Below are 20,796 nucleotides of genomic sequence, written 5' to 3'. Positions count from 1 at the left end.
TATAGCATTGGATTCAATTTTTATACCAGCATCATTGGTAATCTGCTAACATTGTTCCGTTAAATCTTCTCCAGGATTAACGAATTACTAACCGATATAAACCTAATCATTGTCAATGAAAAAAAGCCAAACCCTTTTGCTTTCGGACTGTCTTTTAAAGCACCCGTCCAACCAAACTTCTTTTCAACAAAACCAAATATAATTATTATGAAAAAAAGAAATTTACTTAGTTTATTTCATCTTCACCAGGTCAGTAACCTTAAAGGAATGCTTGCTTTGCCATTGTTGATGGCAGCAGCTATTGCTCCGGGTTATGCTGCGGATGTACACCGTATGACTTACGAAATCAAAGCTGTTCAACGCGATGTTCAAATTACCGGAACGGTGCGGGCAGCTTCAGGTGAAACCTTGCCAGGTGTTTCGGTGAGTGTAAAAGGTGGCGGTAAAGTAGTGGCCACCGATACCAATGGAAAATACAGCATCTCTGTTCCGGAGAATTCCACTTTAGTCTTCAATTATATTGGCTTCCAGTCTAAAGAAATTGTTGTAGGCAGCAATCCTGTAATTGATGTGACCTTAACTTCAGCAGATACTTCATTGGATGATGTTGTCGTGATCGGCTACCAAACTATTCGCCGAAGAGATTTAACCGGAGCTACCGGCTCAGTAAATACCACTAACACCGAAAAACTGGTCTCACGTTCTTTACCAGAATCATTGCAAGGGCAAACCCCAGGCGTAGCCGTTAGAAATGGCGGTGCTCCAGGTCAGGAAGCGGTGGTGAATATCCGTGGTTTGGCTACATTTGGTAACGCCAGTCCTTTGTATGTGATCGACGGGATGATTGCCGATCCGAATACCACGGTGAGTCCGAATGACATTGAAGATGTACAAATCCTGAAAGATGCATCTGCTGCTGCCATTTATGGATCAAGAGCCGGAAACGGAGTCATATTAATTACCACAAAAAAGGGTAAGGAAGGACCTGCAAAAATAGCAGTAACCTCCAGGTACAGTATTTCTCAGGTGCCTAAAACTTACGACATGATGAATGCTGCCGAATATGCAGCCACCAATACCCGTGCATACCAGGCCTCAGGAATGGCTATTCAGCCGGGTGTTGCTAACTATAATGGCAGAACCAATACGGATTGGGTAGATGAAACGCTTCGCACCGGATCGGTTCAGGATTACAATGCCAGTATCTCAGGCGGGGGCAACGGTTCGAAATACCTGATTTCCGGGGGCTATTTCAAAGATAAAGGCGTACTAATTGCCAGGGAATTTGAACGGGCATCGTTCAGGGTAAATACTGAAACCACCAAAGGCAGGTTCAAATTTGGAGAAAACCTGGCCTTTTCTTCTTCCACTTCAAAATCTCCCTTCCAGGGTGGTGCTTTTGCCGGAAATCCATGGTACGATATGTTTACCAGTGTGCCTTTAATTCCGGTTCAGGATAATGCTTTAATCAGTACCAATAACCCTGGGGGATGGGGCTACGGATCAAATGCCAGTATCAATACTTTTTCCCGTAACCAAACGGCTATTGCCAATATTACTTCGGTCAAATCAAATTTTGCCAAGCTTCTTGGTAATGCTTTCGTCGATTTTAAAATCATTGAAGGCTTAACTTATCGCTTTAATGCCGGTATCGAAACCAGCTTTGATAAGAGCAAATCGCTCAGAAAAGATGGTTCCTGGTACCAGAACCAATCGCCTGATTTTAGTCAGTTAAGTGATAACCGCTCCCAGTTCCTCAGCTATTTACTGGAGCATACCTTGAACTATAATTATGTAATCGGTAAACACAGCATCAATGGGGTGGTGGGTTACACCGAGCAAACTACGCAAACGGATAATACTTTCGGCAGCGGCATTAAGCTGGCACAATTTGGAGGCGATTATTTCAATACCTTAACTTCTACAGCCGGTGAGGGGCGTACTTCTTCCGGCACGATCTATAAAAGCTTGTTAGATTCCTATCTGGGAAGGGTAAATTATACCTATAATGATAAATACCTGGTTACCTTTACTTTCCGGGCAGATAAAGATTCCCGTTTCTCTCCTCAGTTCCGAACAGGTTATTTCCCGTCAGGTGCTTTAGGATGGAGAATTTCGAAAGAAGATTTCTTTAAAGTGGATTGGGTATCTGACTTAAAACTAAGAGGTTCATATGGTTCTTTGGGCGTCAATACTTTAAGTCCATACCAATACATCGGATTCTTAAACCAGGCACCAGATGTAGTTTTGGGCAGCGGACAAACCACCAATGCGGGTGCCATTCAGGCTAAACTGGCTTCGGGCGATTTAAGATGGGAAAAGAAAAAAACAACCAATTTAGGTTTTGATGCCTCCTTATTTAAGGATCAGTTAACTGTAAACTTTGATGTATTCCGTTCGGTTTCTGAAGATGTTTTACTTGCTCAGCCTTTACCAGGTTATTTAGGTAATTTACAGGGTGATCCAATTGTAAATATCGGATCTATCCAAAACAAAGGGATCGAGTTAAATTTAGGCTATCGCCCAAAACTGGATGGCGATTTTAAATGGGATCTTGCAGGCAACATTAGCATCGTCAGAAATAAAGTGCTCTCACTGGGTAACTTAGGGATTGATACAGAAACAGGTCAGCCGAAAGATTATATCCAGTCAGGCAATACCCGTACGCAGGTAGGCCGTTCCATCGGTGAATATTATGTGTTAAAAACGGATGGTATTTTCCAGAACCAGGCAGAAATTGATGCACATAAAGCCCAGAGTGCTTATGCCAAACCGGGTGATATCCGTTATGTAAATACCGTTAATGGTGGTACCAATGATGATATCAACGATAAAGACCGGATGTTCGCAGGTTCTGCTTTCCCGAAATTCACCACAGGTTTACAGTTCAATTCCCGGTATAAAGATTTTAGTCTTTCGGTGCAGCTTTATGGTGCCTTCGGACAAAAACTCTATAACGATGTACTCCGGGAATTGGATAGTTATGGAAACTCCAACTATAGAAAAGCGATCAACCCGTGGACCCCAACCAATACTGACACCACATTTCCAAGATTAGGTTACCAGTTTGCAGCTAATGACAGGGGTATCAATGAAAATGCAAGAGGCAACACCGATCGCTGGATCGAAGATGGCTCTTTCTTAAGGTTGCGTAATGTAGAACTGGGTTACAACCTTCCCGCTAAATTCATTTCTAAAGCCAATATCAGCAGTGCCAGATTATATGTAAGCGGTCAAAACTTGTTTACCATCACCAAATACAGCGGATTGGATCCGGATGTGGTAGGCGCAAATGCAAACCTGGAGCCGGGAGTAGACAACGGAAATTATCCATCATCCAGAATTATATCATTTGGTTTAAGCGTAGGATTCTAATTTATAAACAGATCATGAAAAAATATATATTCATATTAACGGCATCACTTATGGCCTTCACAGGTTGCAAAAGAGATTTTGATGCGGTTAATCCAAATGCACCAACTATTTCCAGCTTCTGGAAAACGGGTGATGATGCAACAAAAGGCATTAATGCGGTTTACAGTACGTTTTATCGCACCGCCAGTTTATATTCCCGCTGGATGTATTACCATGGCATTTTAAAATCTGATGAAGGTTTTGGATCTGGTGGTGATGGTGGATTAAACAACTTAATGCGCTTCAATCAAACCGATTATAACGATGGGTTAACAGCTCAAACCTGGTCTACCTTGTATGTGGGCGTGTTCAGGGCCAATCAGGTGATTGCAAATGTACCAGCCATACCGATGGATGAAACCAATAAGAAAAGGATCATTGCCGAAGCCAAATTTTTAAGGGCGTTATTTTATTTCAACCTAACGCTTTATTATGGCCGTCCGCCTTTAATGTTAACGCCCTCACAACCGAAAGATGTACCTGCAAATGCCACTACACAACAGGCTTATGCACAGGTGGCTAAAGATTTAACCGAGGCTTTGGTTGATTTGCCGGTAAGTTATTCGGCAACAGATTTGGGTAGGGCAACCAAGGGTGCAGCTTATGCACTTTTGGGTAAAACCTATCTGCAACAGCGCATGTATCAGGAAGCAGCCAATGCTTTCGGCTACCTTGTTACGGGTGCCGGAAGTTCAACCTACTCCTTAACAGCCGATTATCGTGATAACTTTATCATCAGCAAGGAAAATAATAGTGAATCTATCTTTGAAATTCAGTTCAGTGAAAACCAGTCTGAAAGTACAGATGATGATGTGGATGAGGCCAGAATTAATAACACGGGTTCATCTATTGCTCAGTTTTTTGCACCTCCGGGTGTGGGTTATTCGGATGGAGCCGCCCGCAGATGGGTTGTGGACGAATTTTTACAGGAAAAAACTACCGCTGGTGTGCAGGATCCACGTTTGGCTGCATCTTTCATCTTCAATAATGCAAATCCGGCCGGACCAACTGCCACCATTGTTTATGGACAAACTTTCGCCAGTCGCTATGGCAACGGACCAGATGCTAATGGTGTATGGTTCCGGAAATTGTTAAACGATCACTGGAGAAACCAGGAAGGTTTCCGTTCGCCAAATAATTATCGCTTGATTCGCTATGCAGATGTGCTTTTGATGTATGCGGAAGCGCTTAATGGCTTGAACAGAACGGCAGAAGCTTATCCATATGTTGATCGGGTAAGGCAGAGAGTAGGTTTGGCTACGCTTACTTCGACTAAACCAGGCTTAAGCCAGGCACAGTTTTTAACGCAGTTGAAGCATGAGCGGGTAACAGAACTGGCTGGCGAAGGTTGGCGATGGGCAGATTTATCACGCTGGGGCGATTTAAGTCCGGCGTTGGCCAGCAGAGACGCAGATTTTACGGGTTTCATTGTTGGGAAACACGAGTTTTATCCGATCCCGCAAAGCGATATTGATTTAAATTCAAATTTAACGCAGAATCCGAGGTATTAAAGGTTTTCTTAAGATGGTCGTCATTGCGAGGAGGTACGACAAAGCAATCTATTCTGCGAGGGATTTACTGCAAGTGAGATTGCTTCAGCAGGTGAAAAACCTGCTTCGCAATGACGACTTAGGCGTAGCTTCAACTGATGAAGAATCAGCTTCGCAATGACGGTAAGTAAATAACAAAAAAAATATTTAATCATATCCTATGAAAAACAACCCCATACTAAAAAACTTAAAACTTCATGCCCTCGGGCTGGCGATTTTAATTTCAGTAGGTCTTTCCTGTGGGAAAACTGATAACCCTATCCCGGTTGATCCAGTCATTCCAACTCCAACAGCAAGTACTTTTTCCAACCCCTTGATGAACGGAGCTGATCCTTCAGTTTATCAGAAAGACGGGATATATTATTACCTGCAAACTAATGGAAGTTCCATCAGCTTATGGGCCACCACTGCGATGTCTAAACTAAGTGCAGCCATTCCGAAAACAGTATTTGTTCCAGTGTCTGGTAATGCCAATTCCAGGAACGTTTGGGCACCCGAACTATACTTCTTCGATGGCAAATGGTACATTTATTACACCGCTGGTAATGGTGCAGATATCAGTCAGCGGACTTGGGTACTGGAAAACAGCAGTGCCGACCCCACTACCGGAACCTGGGTTGATAAAGGCCGGATTTTTACTGCCGATACCGATTTCTGGGCGATTGATGGTTCCATCCTCGAGATGAATGGCAGCCGCTATTTCATGTGGTGCGGAAGACCTGATGTAACTAATGTTAATTTGACACAAAATATTTACATAGCGAAGATGCTAAATCCTTTTACCTTAGCTGGATCAGCAACCAAATTGACAGAACCGGAATTAAGTTGGGAAAAGAATGGATTTGGTGTAAATGAAGGTCCTCAGGCATTAATATCTCCGGATAATAAGGCTTTTTTAATTTATTCAGCAAGCTATTGCGGAACGGACGATTATGCTTTAGGGATGTTAAGCCTTAAAACCGGGGGTGATCCTTTAGTGAAAGCCGATTGGCAAAAGTCTGCCCAACCCGTCTTTAGCAAACAGCCGCAAAGCAATGCTTATGGGCCGGGACACAATTCATTTTTTAAATCGCCAGATGGCAAAGAAAACTGGATCATTTACCACGCGAATTCTGAAACTAACCAAGGCTGTGCAGACAAAAGAAACGTGAGAATGCAGAAATTTACATTTAAAACCGATGGCAGTCCGGATTTTGGCGTGCCAGTAGCTACAGGATTGCAGGTGAACAAACCTTCCGGAGAAAAATAATATGAATAAACACATTAAAAGATACCGCATTGTACTGAGTTTGCTGCTGATGTTCGTCGTACAGATGGGCCTGGCACAGACTTTTAAAAACCCATTGTTGCCTTCAGGAGCCGATCCATGGAGCATTTATAAAGATGGTTATTATTACTATACCCAAACCATGCAAAATAAGCTGGTGATCTGGAAAACCAAAAACCTGGCAGACCTTAAAACAGCGGAGCAGAAAACCATTTTTGTTCCGCCAGCAGGTAAAGCCTATTCAAAAGAACTCTGGGCACCAGAAATACATTTTATCGGTGGCAAATGGTATGTGTATTTCGCTGCAGATGATGGCAATAACAACAATCACCGCATGTATGTACTGGAAAATGCCTCGAAAAACCCTTTACAGGGCGAATGGGTATTTAAAGGCAAAGTGGGCGATGCCGCCAACAAATGGGCCATTGATGGTTCGGTTTTTATCTACCAAAAACAGCTTTATATGATTTGGGCTGGATGGGAGGAAGACATCAACCAGAAGCAGGAAATTTATATCGCTAAAATGAAAAACCCCTGGACCATTGAGGGTGCACGTCACAAAATTTCTAGTCCTCAGTTTGAGTGGGAAAAACATGGCGACCTGAACGATCCCAATAATCCACCCCACGTAGATGTAAATGAAGGTCCGCAGGTACTCGTTAATAAAGGCAAAGTCTTTCTGATTTATTCGGCCAGTGGCTGCTGGACAGATTTCTATGCATTGGGTATGTTAACGTTGAAAGGGAAAAACCTTCTGGATGCGGATTCATGGGTAAAAAGCCCCCAGCCTGTATTTAAACAATCGCCCGAAAATGGGGTATATGCACCAGGTCACAATTCCTTTTTTAAATCGCCCGACGGGAAAGAAGACTGGATTTTATACCACGCCAATTCTGGTCCGGGGCAGGGCTGCGGCGGACAACGTTCGCCACGAGCACAAAAATTTACCTGGAATGCAGATGGATCGCCCAATTTTGGTGTTCCCCTCAAAACCGATCAGGAGCTAAACATTCCCTCACAACATAAATAAGCTGGTTCGGCAAAAGCCGGACAACACCTAAAATTGATATGATGAAAAAATATTTTAATCTTTTATTGCTCGCACTGTTAAGTATCACCAAATTGGCAAGTGCACAGGAAGCCACGCCCGTTGTAGGCAAGGTATGGTCAATTGAAAAGGCTAACGCATGGTACAAACAATACAAATGGATTAACGGTGCCGATTTCTTACCCAGTACCGCCATTAACCAGCTAGAAATGTGGCAGGCTGATACCTTCGATCCGGCTACCATTGATAAAGAGCTGGGTTGGGCAGAAGGCATTGGTTTCAATACCATGCGGGTTTACCTGCACAGCCTGGCCTGGAAACAAGATCAGGAAGGTTTCAAAAAAAGAATGGATCAATACCTCACCATCGCCAATAAACATAAAATTAAAACTGTTTTTGTGTTTTTTGATGATTGCTGGAACAAGCAAGCAAAAATAGGCAAGCAACCTGCGCCTAAACCCGGTATTCACAATTCTGGATGGGTACAGGACCCGGGCGATCCGGATTCGAAAAATGCCGCTAATTTCCCTGCACTTGAAAAATATGTAAAGGACGTAATGACCCGTTTCAAAACGGACAAACGCATTTTATTATGGGATTTATACAACGAACCTGGAAATTCAGGTAAGCTTACCACTTCTTACCCCTTGCTGAAAAGTGTGTTTACCTGGGCTAGGGCCGTTAATCCGGAGCAACCCATTAGTGCCGGCCTTTGGGCATGGGATTACAAAGAATTAAATGCTTTTCAGGCTTTAAATTCTGACGTAATTACTTACCATGATTATGAAGAGCCACAGTGGCACCAACGCGTAATTGACATGTTACACTCGCACGGAAGGCCAATGATCTGTACCGAATATATGGCCCGTACCCGCGGCAGTCGCTTTGAAAATGTGATGCCGATGCTGAAAAAGGAAAACATTGGAGCCCTTAACTGGGGATTGGTTGATGGAAAATCAAATACCAAATACGCCTGGGATACACCACTTCCAAACGGAGAAGAACCAAAAGAATGGTTTCATGAAGTGTTCAGAAAAGATGGAACGCCATATAAAAAGGAAGAGGTTGAGTTGATTAAAAAATTGAACGATATAAAATAACAGCCACGAAAGGCAATTTCACTAACTTGTGAAACCTATCTAGCCATTTATGATCTACAAAAAGATAAGCAGGGCAGTAGTCCTGCTCCTTTTTTTTAGCCTTTTTATTTTAAATTCTGTCACTGCTCAGAAAATTTTCTTTAGGCACTATACCGTATCTGATGGTTTGTGTGCCAATACCATCTGGGATATTGAGCAGGATGATCAGGGTTACATGTGGTTTGGTACCAAATATGGGCTGAGCCGTTTTGATGGCTATGATTTTAAATCTTTCCAGTTCCAGAAAGGTATCCCCGGAAGTTTAGGCAACAACTTTATCCGCAAAATTTTTAAGTACGATGCAAAAACCTTTTGGATAGGTACCGATGAGGGGATTTATATCTTCAACCTGGAAACCGAAAAGTTTAGTCTTTTTAAACCGCTTCAGCATTTTTTTATCAATGATGTCATTCGTGCTCGAAATGGCGACATCTGGATCGCGACTAAAGAGAAAGGGGTTTTCGTTTACGTGCCAAAAAGCCAGAAAATCAAGCGTTTCAACACTACATCTTCACCATCAATAGCATCAAACGAGGTGTCTAAAATTCTCCAGGATGATGCAGGAGAGATCTGGATGGGGACTTATGGCAAGGGCATCGATGTATTAAACCCGAAAAACAATCAAATCAGGCAATACAACACCTCATCGCCGTCAGCGAAACTTTCGAGTAATGTAATCCTCGATTTATATAAAGATAGCAATGGCGATATCTGGATCGGTACCATGGCTGGCGGCTTAAACTTCTGGAATAAGCGTACAAAACAATTCACTATTTACCAGAAATCGTCGGGAAATTCCATCAGTGATAATATCGTAAGGGCCATTTATGAGCCCAAACCCGGATACATTTGTTTAGGCACGGAAAAAGGTTTAAACATTTTCGATCGGAAAAATGACCGATTCACAATTTATCAGAAAAAGAACCACGATCCTTTCAGCATTAATGATGATGCAGTTTATAAGGTGTTTAAAGACCGGGAAGGGGGCATCTGGATCGGCACCTATTTTGGTGGGCTCAATTATTACCATGAAGGAAGTTCGGGCTTTGAGTTTTATTATCCTTCGGGTGTTAAAAATTCCCTTTCAGGAAATGCAGTGAGTGCCTTTTTAGAAACTAAACCAGGTCAGATGTGGATTGGTACAGAAGATGGCGGACTCAACTATTTCAATACCACAGATAAATCCTTCCGCAAATTTCCCTTTTCAGCAGGGCAGGATAGCCTTTCTTACCACAATATTCATGCGCTTTATCAGGACAAGACCGGCAACATCTGGATCGGTATGTACACAGGTGGAGTGAATATCCTCAATCCACGTACCGGAAAAATCAGGCGTTATAAAAGTGACCCAGCCAATCCGGCCTCCCTGAGTGACAACAGTGTTTATTCCATTGATGAAGACCGGCAGGGGCGCATTTGGGTATCCACCATTTCAGGCTTGAATCTGTACGATCAGCAAAACGATCGCTTTATCCGGATTAAAGGCAAAAACCTGGATAAAAGCTGTATCTACCAGGTCTATCAGGATGAAAATCAGGTCATCTGGATTGCCACCTATGATAATGGCCTGATCAGAATGGATCGAAATAACCACCTTACACAATATGCCTATTCACAAAAACCAGGTTCCATTAGTTCGAATAAGGTAATTTGTATGCTGTATGATGGAGAAGGAAATTTATGGCTTGGAACGGATGGCAGCGGACTGAATGTACTCAACATAAAGACCGGAAAGTTTAAAGCTTTTGATGAGGAAAACTGGATCAGGAGTGCTGTGATTTATGGTATTGTAAAAGATCAGGCCGGGAAATTATGGTTTTCAACCAATAACGGCATCTTTGAATATAACCCAAAAACCAAAACCAAAAGAAGTTTCGGTAAATGGGACAACCTGCAAAGCCAGCAATATAATTATAAAGCCTATTATAAAGATTCATCAGGCAAACTCTACTTTGGAGGCATTAACGGCTTCAATGCATTTTTACCCGCGGATGTAAAAAGTAGTCCGGCTATACCAAAAGTAAGTTTTACTAATTTTCAGTTGTTTAATAAAGATTTGGATCTGAACGACAGTAATAGTCCTTTGAAGCAATCGATCAACTACACCAGTGAAATTATTTTAAAGCATCATCAATCGGTATTGAGCATAGAATACGCTTCGCTCAGTTTTATTGCACCGAATAAACTCCAATATGCCTTTAAAATGGAAGGTTTTGATAAGGGTTGGAATAATGTAGGTAGCCAGCGAAAGGCTACTTATACCAATTTACCAGCCGGGGAATACCATTTTCAGGTGAAGGTAATTGATGATTTAGGGACGGGTGTTGGCGAAGTGTCCAGTATTAAAATTAAAATTCTGCCTCCATTTTATAAAACCATCACGGCGTATATTCTTTACCTGATTGCATTGGTTTCAGGTGCCATCTGGCTCCGAAGGTATGTGTATGAAAAAGAACGTAAACGAAATGAAATTAAGCTGGAGCGGCTTAAAAATAAAAGTGAGCAAGACTTTTATAAGCAAAAGATAGAGTTTTTTACGGCCATGGCGCATGAAGTGCGTACACCACTTTCGCTCATTATTGCTCCTTTAGAACAACTCCTTACCCAAAAGAAGAAAGATCCGGAAAGTATGGAGCAGTTGCTGGTGATGGAAGAAAACTCAGACCGCCTGCTCACACTGGTCAACCAATTGCTGGATTTCAGGCGGATTGAAAGTGATATTTTTGAAATCCATCCCGAACCTTTAGAACTGATTTATTTAATTAATAGCATCAGGGATCGTTTCTCGCCAATCGCCACTAAAAAAGGACTGGAGTTTAGTGTAGTCAGTGCATTTCAAAAACTGGATATTCACGCTGATCCGGAAGCCCTGATGAAGATTCTGAGTAATTTACTGATCAACGCATTTAAATTTGCCAGGAAAAAACTGGAAATTAAAATCAACGATTTGCAGGTGGCTGCCAATGGTGAAGAAATGATTTCCATCAGCGTGGAAGATGATGGCATTGGTATCCCGAAAGCACAATTGGATTCGATCTTTAAAAAGTTCTTTAAGGTGTCAACCGAAGAGCATCAGTACACCAATTTGGGTGGCACTGGTATCGGGCTGGCGCTGGCAAAATCACTGACAGAAAAGCATGGCGGACAGCTTGAAGTGCAAAGCGAAGAAGGGCTAAAAACCATTTTTACGGTGCTTATTCCATTTCATCAGTATGAACTTGCACCAGCTCTTGAGTTGGAAGAAGCCAACCAAGAACATGAAGGAAAGCAAACCGTACTGGTGGTAGAAGATGACCCTTCGCTGTTAGATTTTCTTTCCAAAAGTTTTATTGCCGAAGGCTACCATACTTTAAGGGCAAAAAATGGCAAGGAAGGATTGAAACAATTAGATAATCATCAGGTTGACCTGGTCATTTCTGATGTGATGATGCCCGTAATGGATGGGATTGAATTGTGTAAAATCATCAAGAACGATATAGATTACAGCCATTTGCCAGTGGTTTTGCTTACGGCTAAAACGAATACGGAAGCGGAAATCCAGGGATTGGAAAGTGGTGCCGATGCTTATATTTCGAAACCCTTTAAATGGAAACAGCTGTCGCTGATGATAAAAAACCTGCTCGAACGCCAGTCTAATTTAAAACAGCGCTTTGCACAGAACCCGCTAGAAGGACCGGAAATATTGAATACCGGAAACCGGGATAAAAAGTTTCTGGCAAAAATCACTCAGATTATTGAAGCCAGAATTGCCGACCCACAGCTTTCAGTAGAAGACCTGGGTAGGGAAGTTGGACTGAGTAGATCAAGCCTGTATAAAAAGATCAAGGCCAAAACCGGACATGTGCCGAATGAATTTGTGCGGATTATCCGTTTGAAGATGTCTGCAAAATTGCTTCTTGAACAGGAATATACCATTGCCGAAATTGGCTACATGGTGGGTTTCAATTCGCATTCCTATTTCAGTAAATGTTTTTATACCCAGTTCGAGTTAACGCCAACTGAGTTTGTGGAGAAACATAAACGGAACAAGGAGGTAGAGTAGGCTATTTAATTGTTTATCGATTAGGAACAATGCCGAATTTTTAATGAACATGCTTATTGATTTGTATTAATATTATGGGTTTTGTTTCATTTTTGAAATCTGTATTCCATATCTTTGCCGCTGAATGTTGAACAGGTTTATTGCCATATCTTTATTAGTTGCACTGATCGGATCCAACTTTTCGCATTTTTTCATTTATGCAGGTTTCGAGTTAAACCAAAAGTATATTTCAGAAAAGTTATGCGAAAACAGAGACCGACCTTGGATGCACTGTAATGGCAAGTGTTTCTTAATGAAAAAACTTAAACTGGCTGAAGAAAAAGAAAAGAAACAGGAAAGGGAAAACCAGCGGAGCCATCACATGGAAGCACTACCGGCAGCTGCGGCATCTTTTGCCTTTAAAAGGTCAACCATTAAAGTTATTTATCCCCAACGTCCGGTGCTCAATACGGTACACCGAACTTTTACGATATTTCAACCACCGAAATACGCTATTCTACAGGCTTAATACTGTGCTTTATCATTTTTGATTATATCTATAGCCTTAAAAAAGCTGTTTTGATATTTCTTTTATGCCTTTAAATGTTTCTGCGCTATTATTAGGGATGTTCTGGCGATAGCCTGTATTCTTTTTTCTGAAATAAATATGTTGTTTACTAAAGATTTACTGCTCGCGGTAGAACCTTTAGTAAATGTGAATTCGCGTTAAAAATGCTTAACATCATGAAAAGGTTTTTTAAAATAGATAATGCTGTCAGGGTGCTGTTTATTATCTGTATTTCAATGTTTTTAGGTTGTACCAATGAGCCTGATTACAAGGTGATTCGTCAGGAAGTAGTCGATCTGCACAATAAGGTAATGGAAGATGGAGAAATTGCTTCGAAAAACAGGCTGATGTTGGATACGTTATCCAGAATAGGATTAAAGGCTGCTCAACCCAGTATTGATACCATAACCGAGCAAAAAAATATTGCCATACTCATAGGGAAGCTTAATCAGGTAGATGAGGATATGATGAAATGGATGCAGGATTTTGAGCCAGATGTTGAAGGAAAGGATAATGCAGCAGCCGTAAAATACTTTAAAGGCGAAAAAATAAAAATCAAAAAACTGGATAGCCAATACAAGCAAATACTTAATGAATCAGGTATTTATCTAAAGAAGTTCAATCTGATGCCTCCATCACATTCAATGGAGCATGATCATGATCAACATTGATGAGTAAACAGAGTTCGAATAATATTTACTGATTTAACACCCCGGTCTGCGACCACCCCCTCCGATACATCGGAGGGAATTACGATCGCCATTCCCTCCGATGTATCGGAGGGTGCCCAAAGGGCGGGTGGTTAAATATATAAATGACACGTTTAAATAGTATTCTATTAATATTATTTATTCAACTCAGTTTATTCACTTGTAAAGTCAGTCAGATCATATTTCGCATCATCTTTATCAATAGAATACCGACTATGAACCATCCATGAATCATATTCGCTAGGATTAACGGTAGTTGAAGACTACCCACAAAAAAAATAAATGAAAAAAATCATACTTACCGGGCTATTCCTGGTATTATCTATATTTCTGGTCGTTGCCCAGGAAAAGCCATTAATTAAAAAGGATTCAGTGCGCACAGCGAAGGATACCTCAGCAAAAATACTTAATGAAGTCAAAATCAGTTCGCGTTACTATCGCCGTTACAACATCAATAAGTCTTCAGCCAGTCTCAAACTTAAAACGCCATTGCTCCAGTTGCCGCAAAATATTCAGGAGATTGATCAAAGTATCATTGCCGATCAGCAGGCGATATCGGTAAATGAAAGTGTAACCCGAAACGTCAGCGGTGCCATCCGCAACAACAATGCTGATCTTTACACTTCCTACGTATTTATGAGAGGGGCTCAAATTACGCCCATGCGCAATGGCTTAGATCTGTCTATGATTTATGCAGGCCCAAGTGCGGAAGATGCGGCCATTATAAACAGGGTAGAATTTATTAAAGGTCCATCCAGCTATATTAATGGACTTTTTGATCCGGCAGGTTCCTATAATATTGTAACTAAACAACCCATGGGAACCAATACCCGTGAGGTTAATTTTTCTGTAGGCAGCTTTAACCTGTACAGGGCAAATATAGATTTTGATGGCAACTTAGACAAAGCTGGAAAATGGCAGTATCGGCTGAATGCGGCCGGACAGAAAGCCAAATCATTTCAGCAATATAATTTTAGCGATAAGGTGGTGGTAGATCCGGTGCTTAAATACAATATTAACAACCATTCTTACCTTTCAGCAGAATACATCTTTCAAGCGCAACGCTTTCAGCAGTATTTTGCCACGGTATTTGCACCAGCTGGATTTGCAAGTTTACCGACTGATTTCACCATCAATGATCCCAATAAGGCACCGATGAAATCTATTGAGCATAATGGTTTTTTAAGTTACCATAATGCGTTTAATGCCAATTGGCAGTTAACGGTAAATGCAGCCTATGCGCATGACCACCTTGAAGGAACTTACTTTTTTGTTTCAAGATACAATGCTGCCCAGCCAAATTTAATCATGCGGAGGGCAACTTATGAAAGGCTCAATACCGATGTATTGTCCATCCAGCCCTACATTAGTGGGGTATTTAACACAGGTAGCATCCGTCACGATTTTACGGGAGGTCTTGATATTAACCACAAAAGTTTCCTTTCTTATTCAGGGTCCAATGATCCAACGGCCAATCAAACACTTTATCCGCTTGATGCTTCAAACCCTGTTTATGGAATTGCCTTTGATGCCAATGTAAGGGTAGGTGCACTATCTGATATCGCAACAGACCAGCAATCAATTAGTTACCAGGCAGCGTATGCGCAGGATGAACTTGGCCTGTTGGAAGGAAAACTCCGTTTAACTCTTGGTGCAAGATATACCTTTAGCGAAACAGGTGTGCAAAAGAGTGCTTCAAAAACCAGCCTGGGCACTACTAAGAACAATGTATTTACACCGAAGATAGGCATAAGTTATTCATTGCTTCCAGCGTTTTCTATATATGGCCTGTATGATGAAACTTTTACGCCACAAAGCGGTGTAAACACCACAACTGGTGAAGCATTTAAACCACTAAAAGGACAGAATCTGGAATTTGGATTGAAGAAAGACTGGATGAATGGCAAGTGGAATACCACGGTGTCTATCTACCGGATTATCCGTGATAATGTTAAGGTAAGTGATCCCTCAATCAATGTGCAAACACAGCTTGGGCAAACGCTTTCAAAGGGTGTAGAATTTGATTTAAAAGGTGAAATTTTCAAAGGCCTGAATGCGGTAATCAATTATGCCTATACCGATAGTCATATTTCAAAAGATACCAATCCTGCGCGGGTAGGTTTGGTCACACCATTTCGGGTAAAGCATATTCAAAATACCTGGCTTAATTACGCTATTCCATTTGCTGCTTTAAAGGGGTTTTCGGTTTCTGGAGGTTATCAATTGCAAGTGGGGAGGGCAGGTAGATATGAACTTCAACAATTAACCCTTGCACCGTTATTTCGTTTAGATGGTGGTATAGGTTGGTCAAATAAACGTTTATCTATCAATGGCATTGTTAATAATATCCTGAACAGGTTTAATTATGGAAGTGGTTGGATTACACCTTCTTCTGCCAACATCGGTGCTTTCGCTTACGTGCCCTATCCGCCACGGGAGTTCAGGCTAAATGTTGGTTACAAATTTTAATCTGGACATGGAGATGAAACAATGGATAAACCGGTTGACCAAAGTGTCCTTCAGGATTCATGGCTGGCTAGGCCTCACAATAGGTCTGTTTTTTCTGCTCTATGGACTAAGCGGTTCATTACTTGTATTTCGGCATGATCTCGACCGTTACTTTAATCCCGGGCTTCATCATCTGAAGCCCGGGAATACAAAAGTTCCGGCTGATGATATGTATAGAATGATTCTCCGCACACATCCTAACCTCAAAAAGCTGGTGCTGCATGATTTTCCCCGTGACCGTTTTGATAGTTATGAATTTATGCTCTATAAACGACAGGAACACCTGACTGATAATTATCTGTACTTTGTTTTTGTGAACCCTTATACCGGAAAAATCATTAAAGAGGGTGATTATGGTCAGCTTTCCCCATCTTTTTTAAGATGGCTTTATACACTACATTATAGTTTGCAGATGGGTATCCCGGGCATGTTTTTAACGGCAATTATAGGGCTGCTGATGTTGCTTTCACTTTTAACAGGCACCATCATTTACCGCAAACATTTTTGGCAGGCCATAAGATTTAAATCGATCTTTCGCTTTAATAACTGGCGTACCGGTGCATCTTCTCTTCACCGGATCATTGGTGTATGGTCATTGCTGTTTAATGCGATACTCTTTTTTACAGGCTTCTGGATGCTTAGAGAATATTTTAACCCTTCCATGTGGGTACTGCCTAAGCAGCAGGAGAATTACGAGGTTTCTGCAAATATTGATCGCATCGTAATGAGCGCTAAAGTTCATATTACCGGCTTTGAGCCTATTGCTGTGAATATTCCAACAGTTAAAGGTGGCGAAATTTTGGTAAGGGGACACATGTCTTCTACCAACAATCTGCTGCTTCAGGGAAAGGCAAGTAGCATCGCATTTGATGCACAAACGGGTACATTGAAAAAGCAAACGGTTATTGAACAACAAAGTGTGGAAGAACAGTTTGAGTATATGGCTTATCAACTGCATGCTGGTGCCTTTGGTGGTGATGTGCTCAAATGGATTTATGTTCTCTTTGGACTTAGCCCTGCATTTCTTTCGATAACAGGTGGGTTGTTGTGGCTGAAAAGAAAATATCCGCAGAGAAAGAGGGGATAGGTTATAATAATCTGTGAAGAATACTTGCTAATCAGTTAATATGATCTGATTTCAAATACGAATACTGAAAATTAATTTATTGATTTTCAATTTATTTGAAATGAAATTCACGCACACGTGCAACATTATCTAAACTTTTGCATCTAGTAGATAACCGGGCAAAAATGTTTTGCAGACAAACTAATCTTCTATGAGCAGATACTTAACGATTTTATGCATTTTATTACAATGCAGTTTTACCTTTTCAACCCTTCAGGCGCAAGAAAAAAAACATCAGCTAAGTGGTGTAATTGTGGATAGCCTTACGCTAAAACCTGGCGAATATTTTACCGTAGCGCTAAAAAAAGATTCATTGGTCATTAAAAGTGCAGTATCCAATGATCAAGGTAAATTCTCTTTTGATGGCATTAGTCAGGGTAAATATAAAGTCATTATCGGATCGGTAGGATATCGTTCAAAACTGCTTGATATAAACCTTAAAGATGATCTTAATTTGGGTAAAATCAAAGTTGTCTCATCAGGAAATGAGTTAAATGAAGTTTCAGTTTCAGGAAGTAAACCCATTATTAAACAAGAACCAGACCGGATTATTTATGATATTCAGTCAGACCCTGAAAGTAAGGTGCTATCTGTATTGGATATGATGCGTAAAGTGCCGCTTTTATCTGTAGATGCTGATGACAATGTTAAACTAAAAGGAACAGGCAATTACCGTATTTTGATTAATGGCAAGCCTTCCGGAATTTTAACCCGTGATCCGAAAGAATTTCTGAAAAGCATGCCAGCTGCTGGTGTACAGAAGATAGAGGTAATTACCACGCCACCATCTAAATATGAAAGTGAGGGTTTGGCAGGTATCATCAACATCATCACTTCAAAAAAAATGGAGAATGGCTACAGTGGCAATGTAAATGTGCGTAACCAGTTTCCGGGCGGACCCAGTGGCAATTTAAACTTTACCATTAAGCAGGGTAACTTTGGTGCAAGCCTTTATGGTGGTACAGGTGTGTGGCGGGTTGATGGTGTAAAAATTACAGATATCAGAAATAGTTTCGGAACCAGCACGCCATCGAGCTTATATTCATTAGGGACACAAAAAACAGATAATCAATGGGCCTGGGGTGGCGGGGAGTTTAGTTATGAAATTGACTCCTTAAATTTGGTCACCATGGAAGTGAACCCATATGGTGGTTATAATGAACAAAATCTGGGTCAGCATTTTGATATTAAAGATGGTGGGGTATCATCAGGGTATGATCTGAATAGCAAAACCAGGTATGAATGGGGTGGAACGGATTATACACTAAACTACCAGAAAGGATTCAAAGACAAAAAAGAACACCTTTTAACCTTCTCATACAAATTATTTAACAGTTCCGAACCTCAGCTGAATGATGTGATGTTTAGCAACAGACTCAACTATACCGGCCTGAATTACAAACAGGATAATACGAGCAAATCAAAGGAACAGACCGCTCAGATCGATTACATTAATCCGTTTAAAAAGCTGACGATAGAGGCAGGAGTAAAGGCAATTTTGAGAAATGGAGAAAGCAATTTTCAGTACCTGAATTTTAATGAGGCCCAGCAGATTTATATTAATGATCCATCTCAAAGCAATGTGTATACCAACGATCAAAATATTTTTGGGGTATACAACACCTACACTTTAAAATTAAAAGACTGGACTTTTAAGGGAGGTGCCCGTTTGGAACGTACTGATGTGACAGGTAATTTTGAAAGTACCAATTCTACTGTTAAATCTGATTATTATAACCTGATTCCTTCAGTTTCCTTAAACAGAACCTTAAAGAACAGCCAGAGTATTAGTTTAGGTTTCACTCAACGCATTCAGCGTCCGGGTATTTGGGATCTGAATCCATTTGTAGATAAATCAAGGCCAAACTTTGAATATTTTGGTAATCCTAATTTAAAGGCTGCATTAAGCAATAACTTTGAGATGACCTACAGCAACTTTAAAAAAGGCTCAATTAATATAAGCTTAACCTATAATTTCGCCAACAACACTCAACAGCAAGTTTATGAGTATTTTGCAGCCGAGAATCTGACACGCATTACCTCTTATAATATTGGTAAAAATAAACTTCTGGGTACCAATGCCAACTTTAATTACCCTATTACTGGCAAATGGAACCTTAACGCAAGTGCAAACCTGAATTATATTTGGCTTGAAGGGATGATTAGTGGTGTGCTGACTAAAAATAATGGTGTAACGGGTTATGCTAATGTTAACACCAGTTATAAGTTTGAAAAGAATTGGAAATCTAGTATTTCTGTAAATTATGGAGCACCAGATGTAATGTTGCAAGGCAAATCAAACGATAGTTATTATATTGCTTTAAGCGGAAGTAAAGATATCATTAAGGATAAGCTGATCTTTTCTGCCTTAGTGGCAAATCCTTTTCAAAAATACAGGGCATACAGAAGTTACAATGAAGGTGTAAATTTCACACAAGAAAGGATTCGGGAAAATCCATTCAGAAGATTTAACCTAAGCATGAACTGGAAATTTGGAAAACTGAAAGGTTCCATTAAAAAGAGCGAAAGGAGCATTACGAATGATGATACCAAGAAATCAAGTAACTAATTAGCCTATAGAAGAAATAGCTAACTTAATATGTTTCATTTTTAATAATTAATTATTGTTTTACGATAATTAATTATTATTTTTGTTGAACAATTAATATTTTAGCTATATGAAGTTAGTTCGCCATATTTCTACCGTTGCCTTTTACCTCACCAGGTTAATTGCTGCCGGATACTTTTTAACCGCCTTGTATATCATCCTTTGCGTGGCATTCAATCTGCCCACCCTACAGCACTTGCCGGATAACCGCTTTGCTATTTGCTATCCCTTTACTTCCGAACATTTTTTACTGGGTGCTGAATATACCGCTGGCTACATCGCAGAAATGGTTTTGCTTATTTTTCTGTACGGCGTGTTTTTTGCTCTGCTCAGTAATGTATTTAAATCCTTCAGGCCTCAAAAGATATTTACCATACAGGGCATCCGCCATCTCCAATGGTTCTACCTGATTAACCTTCTTCTTTTTCCATTGGTATTCCTAATCTTAGGTATTTATTCTATTGAAGATTACCCTTATGTAGCCATGATTACGGCTCACTGCATCATGGGCATATTTGCCCTTTTTATTGCTGCTATATTTGAGCAGGGTGTGAATTTACAGAATGACCAGGACTTAATTATTTAATTATGCCAATTGTAGTAAATGTAGATGTGATGCTGGCCAAACGTAAAATGCAAAGTAAAGAATTAGCAGACCGGTTAGGAATTACCCCAGCCAATTTATCCATACTTAAAACTGGCAAGGCAAAAGGGGTAAGGTTTGACACGCTGGAAGCCATTTGCAAAATCTTAAACTGCCAGCCCGGAGATATTCTGGAGTATGTAGAAGAATAATTATCTCAATATTTTTTGATCAAAAAAAAATGCAATCTAAAT

Annotated in this window: 13 protein-coding genes; all 13 read left to right on the top strand. The window is 40.7% G+C overall.

What is annotated here, in order from left to right; all coding sequences use genetic code 11:
- The first annotated feature begins 207 nt into the window (after positions 1 to 207).
- On the top strand, positions 208 to 3,375 hold the full coding sequence (locus AN34_RS09510) for a TonB-dependent receptor (RefSeq protein WP_029284680.1): 3,168 nt from the start codon (positions 208 to 210) through the stop codon (positions 3,373 to 3,375).
- A gap of 14 nt (positions 3,376 to 3,389) precedes the next feature.
- Positions 3,390 to 4,925 (top strand): RagB/SusD family nutrient uptake outer membrane protein, encoded by a 1,536-nt coding sequence (locus AN34_RS09505; RefSeq protein WP_029284678.1) that lies wholly within the window; start codon positions 3,390 to 3,392, stop codon positions 4,923 to 4,925.
- Between the two features lie 199 nt (positions 4,926 to 5,124).
- Positions 5,125 to 6,213, top strand: coding sequence for a family 43 glycosylhydrolase (locus AN34_RS09500; RefSeq protein WP_029284675.1), 1,089 nt, complete (start codon positions 5,125 to 5,127; stop codon positions 6,211 to 6,213).
- Between the two features lies 1 nt (position 6,214).
- Complete coding sequence (locus AN34_RS09495) at positions 6,215 to 7,261, top strand: family 43 glycosylhydrolase (RefSeq protein ID WP_029284674.1); 1,047 nt, start codon at positions 6,215 to 6,217, stop codon at positions 7,259 to 7,261.
- Between the two features lie 38 nt (positions 7,262 to 7,299).
- The gene (locus AN34_RS09490; protein WP_231625521.1) at positions 7,300 to 8,379 is read left to right on the top strand and encodes a cellulase family glycosylhydrolase; all 1,080 of its coding nucleotides are present in this window, start codon (positions 7,300 to 7,302) and stop codon (positions 8,377 to 8,379) included.
- A gap of 49 nt (positions 8,380 to 8,428) precedes the next feature.
- A complete protein-coding gene (locus AN34_RS09485; RefSeq protein ID WP_029284670.1) occupies positions 8,429 to 12,460 on the top strand; it encodes a hybrid sensor histidine kinase/response regulator transcription factor in 4,032 nt (1,343 codons plus the stop codon).
- Between the two features lie 292 nt (positions 12,461 to 12,752).
- The gene (locus AN34_RS21605; RefSeq protein WP_157263267.1) at positions 12,753 to 12,968 is read left to right on the top strand and encodes a hypothetical protein; all 216 of its coding nucleotides are present in this window, start codon (positions 12,753 to 12,755) and stop codon (positions 12,966 to 12,968) included.
- A gap of 215 nt (positions 12,969 to 13,183) precedes the next feature.
- Positions 13,184 to 13,678 carry a hypothetical protein gene (locus tag AN34_RS09475; protein ID WP_231625520.1) on the top strand — a complete coding sequence of 165 codons (495 nt, stop codon included), beginning with the start codon at positions 13,184 to 13,186 and terminating at the stop codon, positions 13,676 to 13,678.
- A 321-nt stretch (positions 13,679 to 13,999) separates the two neighbouring features.
- Positions 14,000 to 16,186 carry a TonB-dependent siderophore receptor gene (locus tag AN34_RS09470; RefSeq protein WP_051666393.1) on the top strand — a complete coding sequence of 729 codons (2,187 nt, stop codon included), beginning with the start codon at positions 14,000 to 14,002 and terminating at the stop codon, positions 16,184 to 16,186.
- 13 nt (positions 16,187 to 16,199) lie between these two features.
- Positions 16,200 to 17,312: a PepSY domain-containing protein gene (locus AN34_RS09465; RefSeq protein ID WP_036676927.1), complete on the top strand. Its 1,113-nt coding sequence runs from the start codon at positions 16,200 to 16,202 to the stop codon at positions 17,310 to 17,312.
- A 190-nt stretch (positions 17,313 to 17,502) separates the two neighbouring features.
- Positions 17,503 to 19,920, top strand: a complete 2,418-nt coding sequence (locus tag AN34_RS09460) for a TonB-dependent receptor family protein (protein WP_029284660.1) — start codon at positions 17,503 to 17,505, stop codon at positions 19,918 to 19,920.
- A gap of 109 nt (positions 19,921 to 20,029) precedes the next feature.
- Complete coding sequence (locus AN34_RS09455; RefSeq protein WP_029284658.1) at positions 20,030 to 20,545, top strand: DUF2975 domain-containing protein; 516 nt, start codon at positions 20,030 to 20,032, stop codon at positions 20,543 to 20,545.
- Between the two features lie 2 nt (positions 20,546 to 20,547).
- Entirely contained in the window at positions 20,548 to 20,754 is a 207-nt protein-coding gene (locus AN34_RS09450; protein WP_029284656.1) for a helix-turn-helix transcriptional regulator, read from the top strand.
- Positions 20,755 to 20,796 lie beyond the last annotated feature (42 nt).

The organism is Pedobacter sp. R20-19 (assembly GCF_000708265.2).
Taxonomy (GTDB): Bacteria; Bacteroidota; Bacteroidia; order Sphingobacteriales; family Sphingobacteriaceae; genus Pedobacter.
Note: the sequence above shows the minus strand (reverse complement) of the source record. Positions and strands in the feature narration are given on the sequence as shown.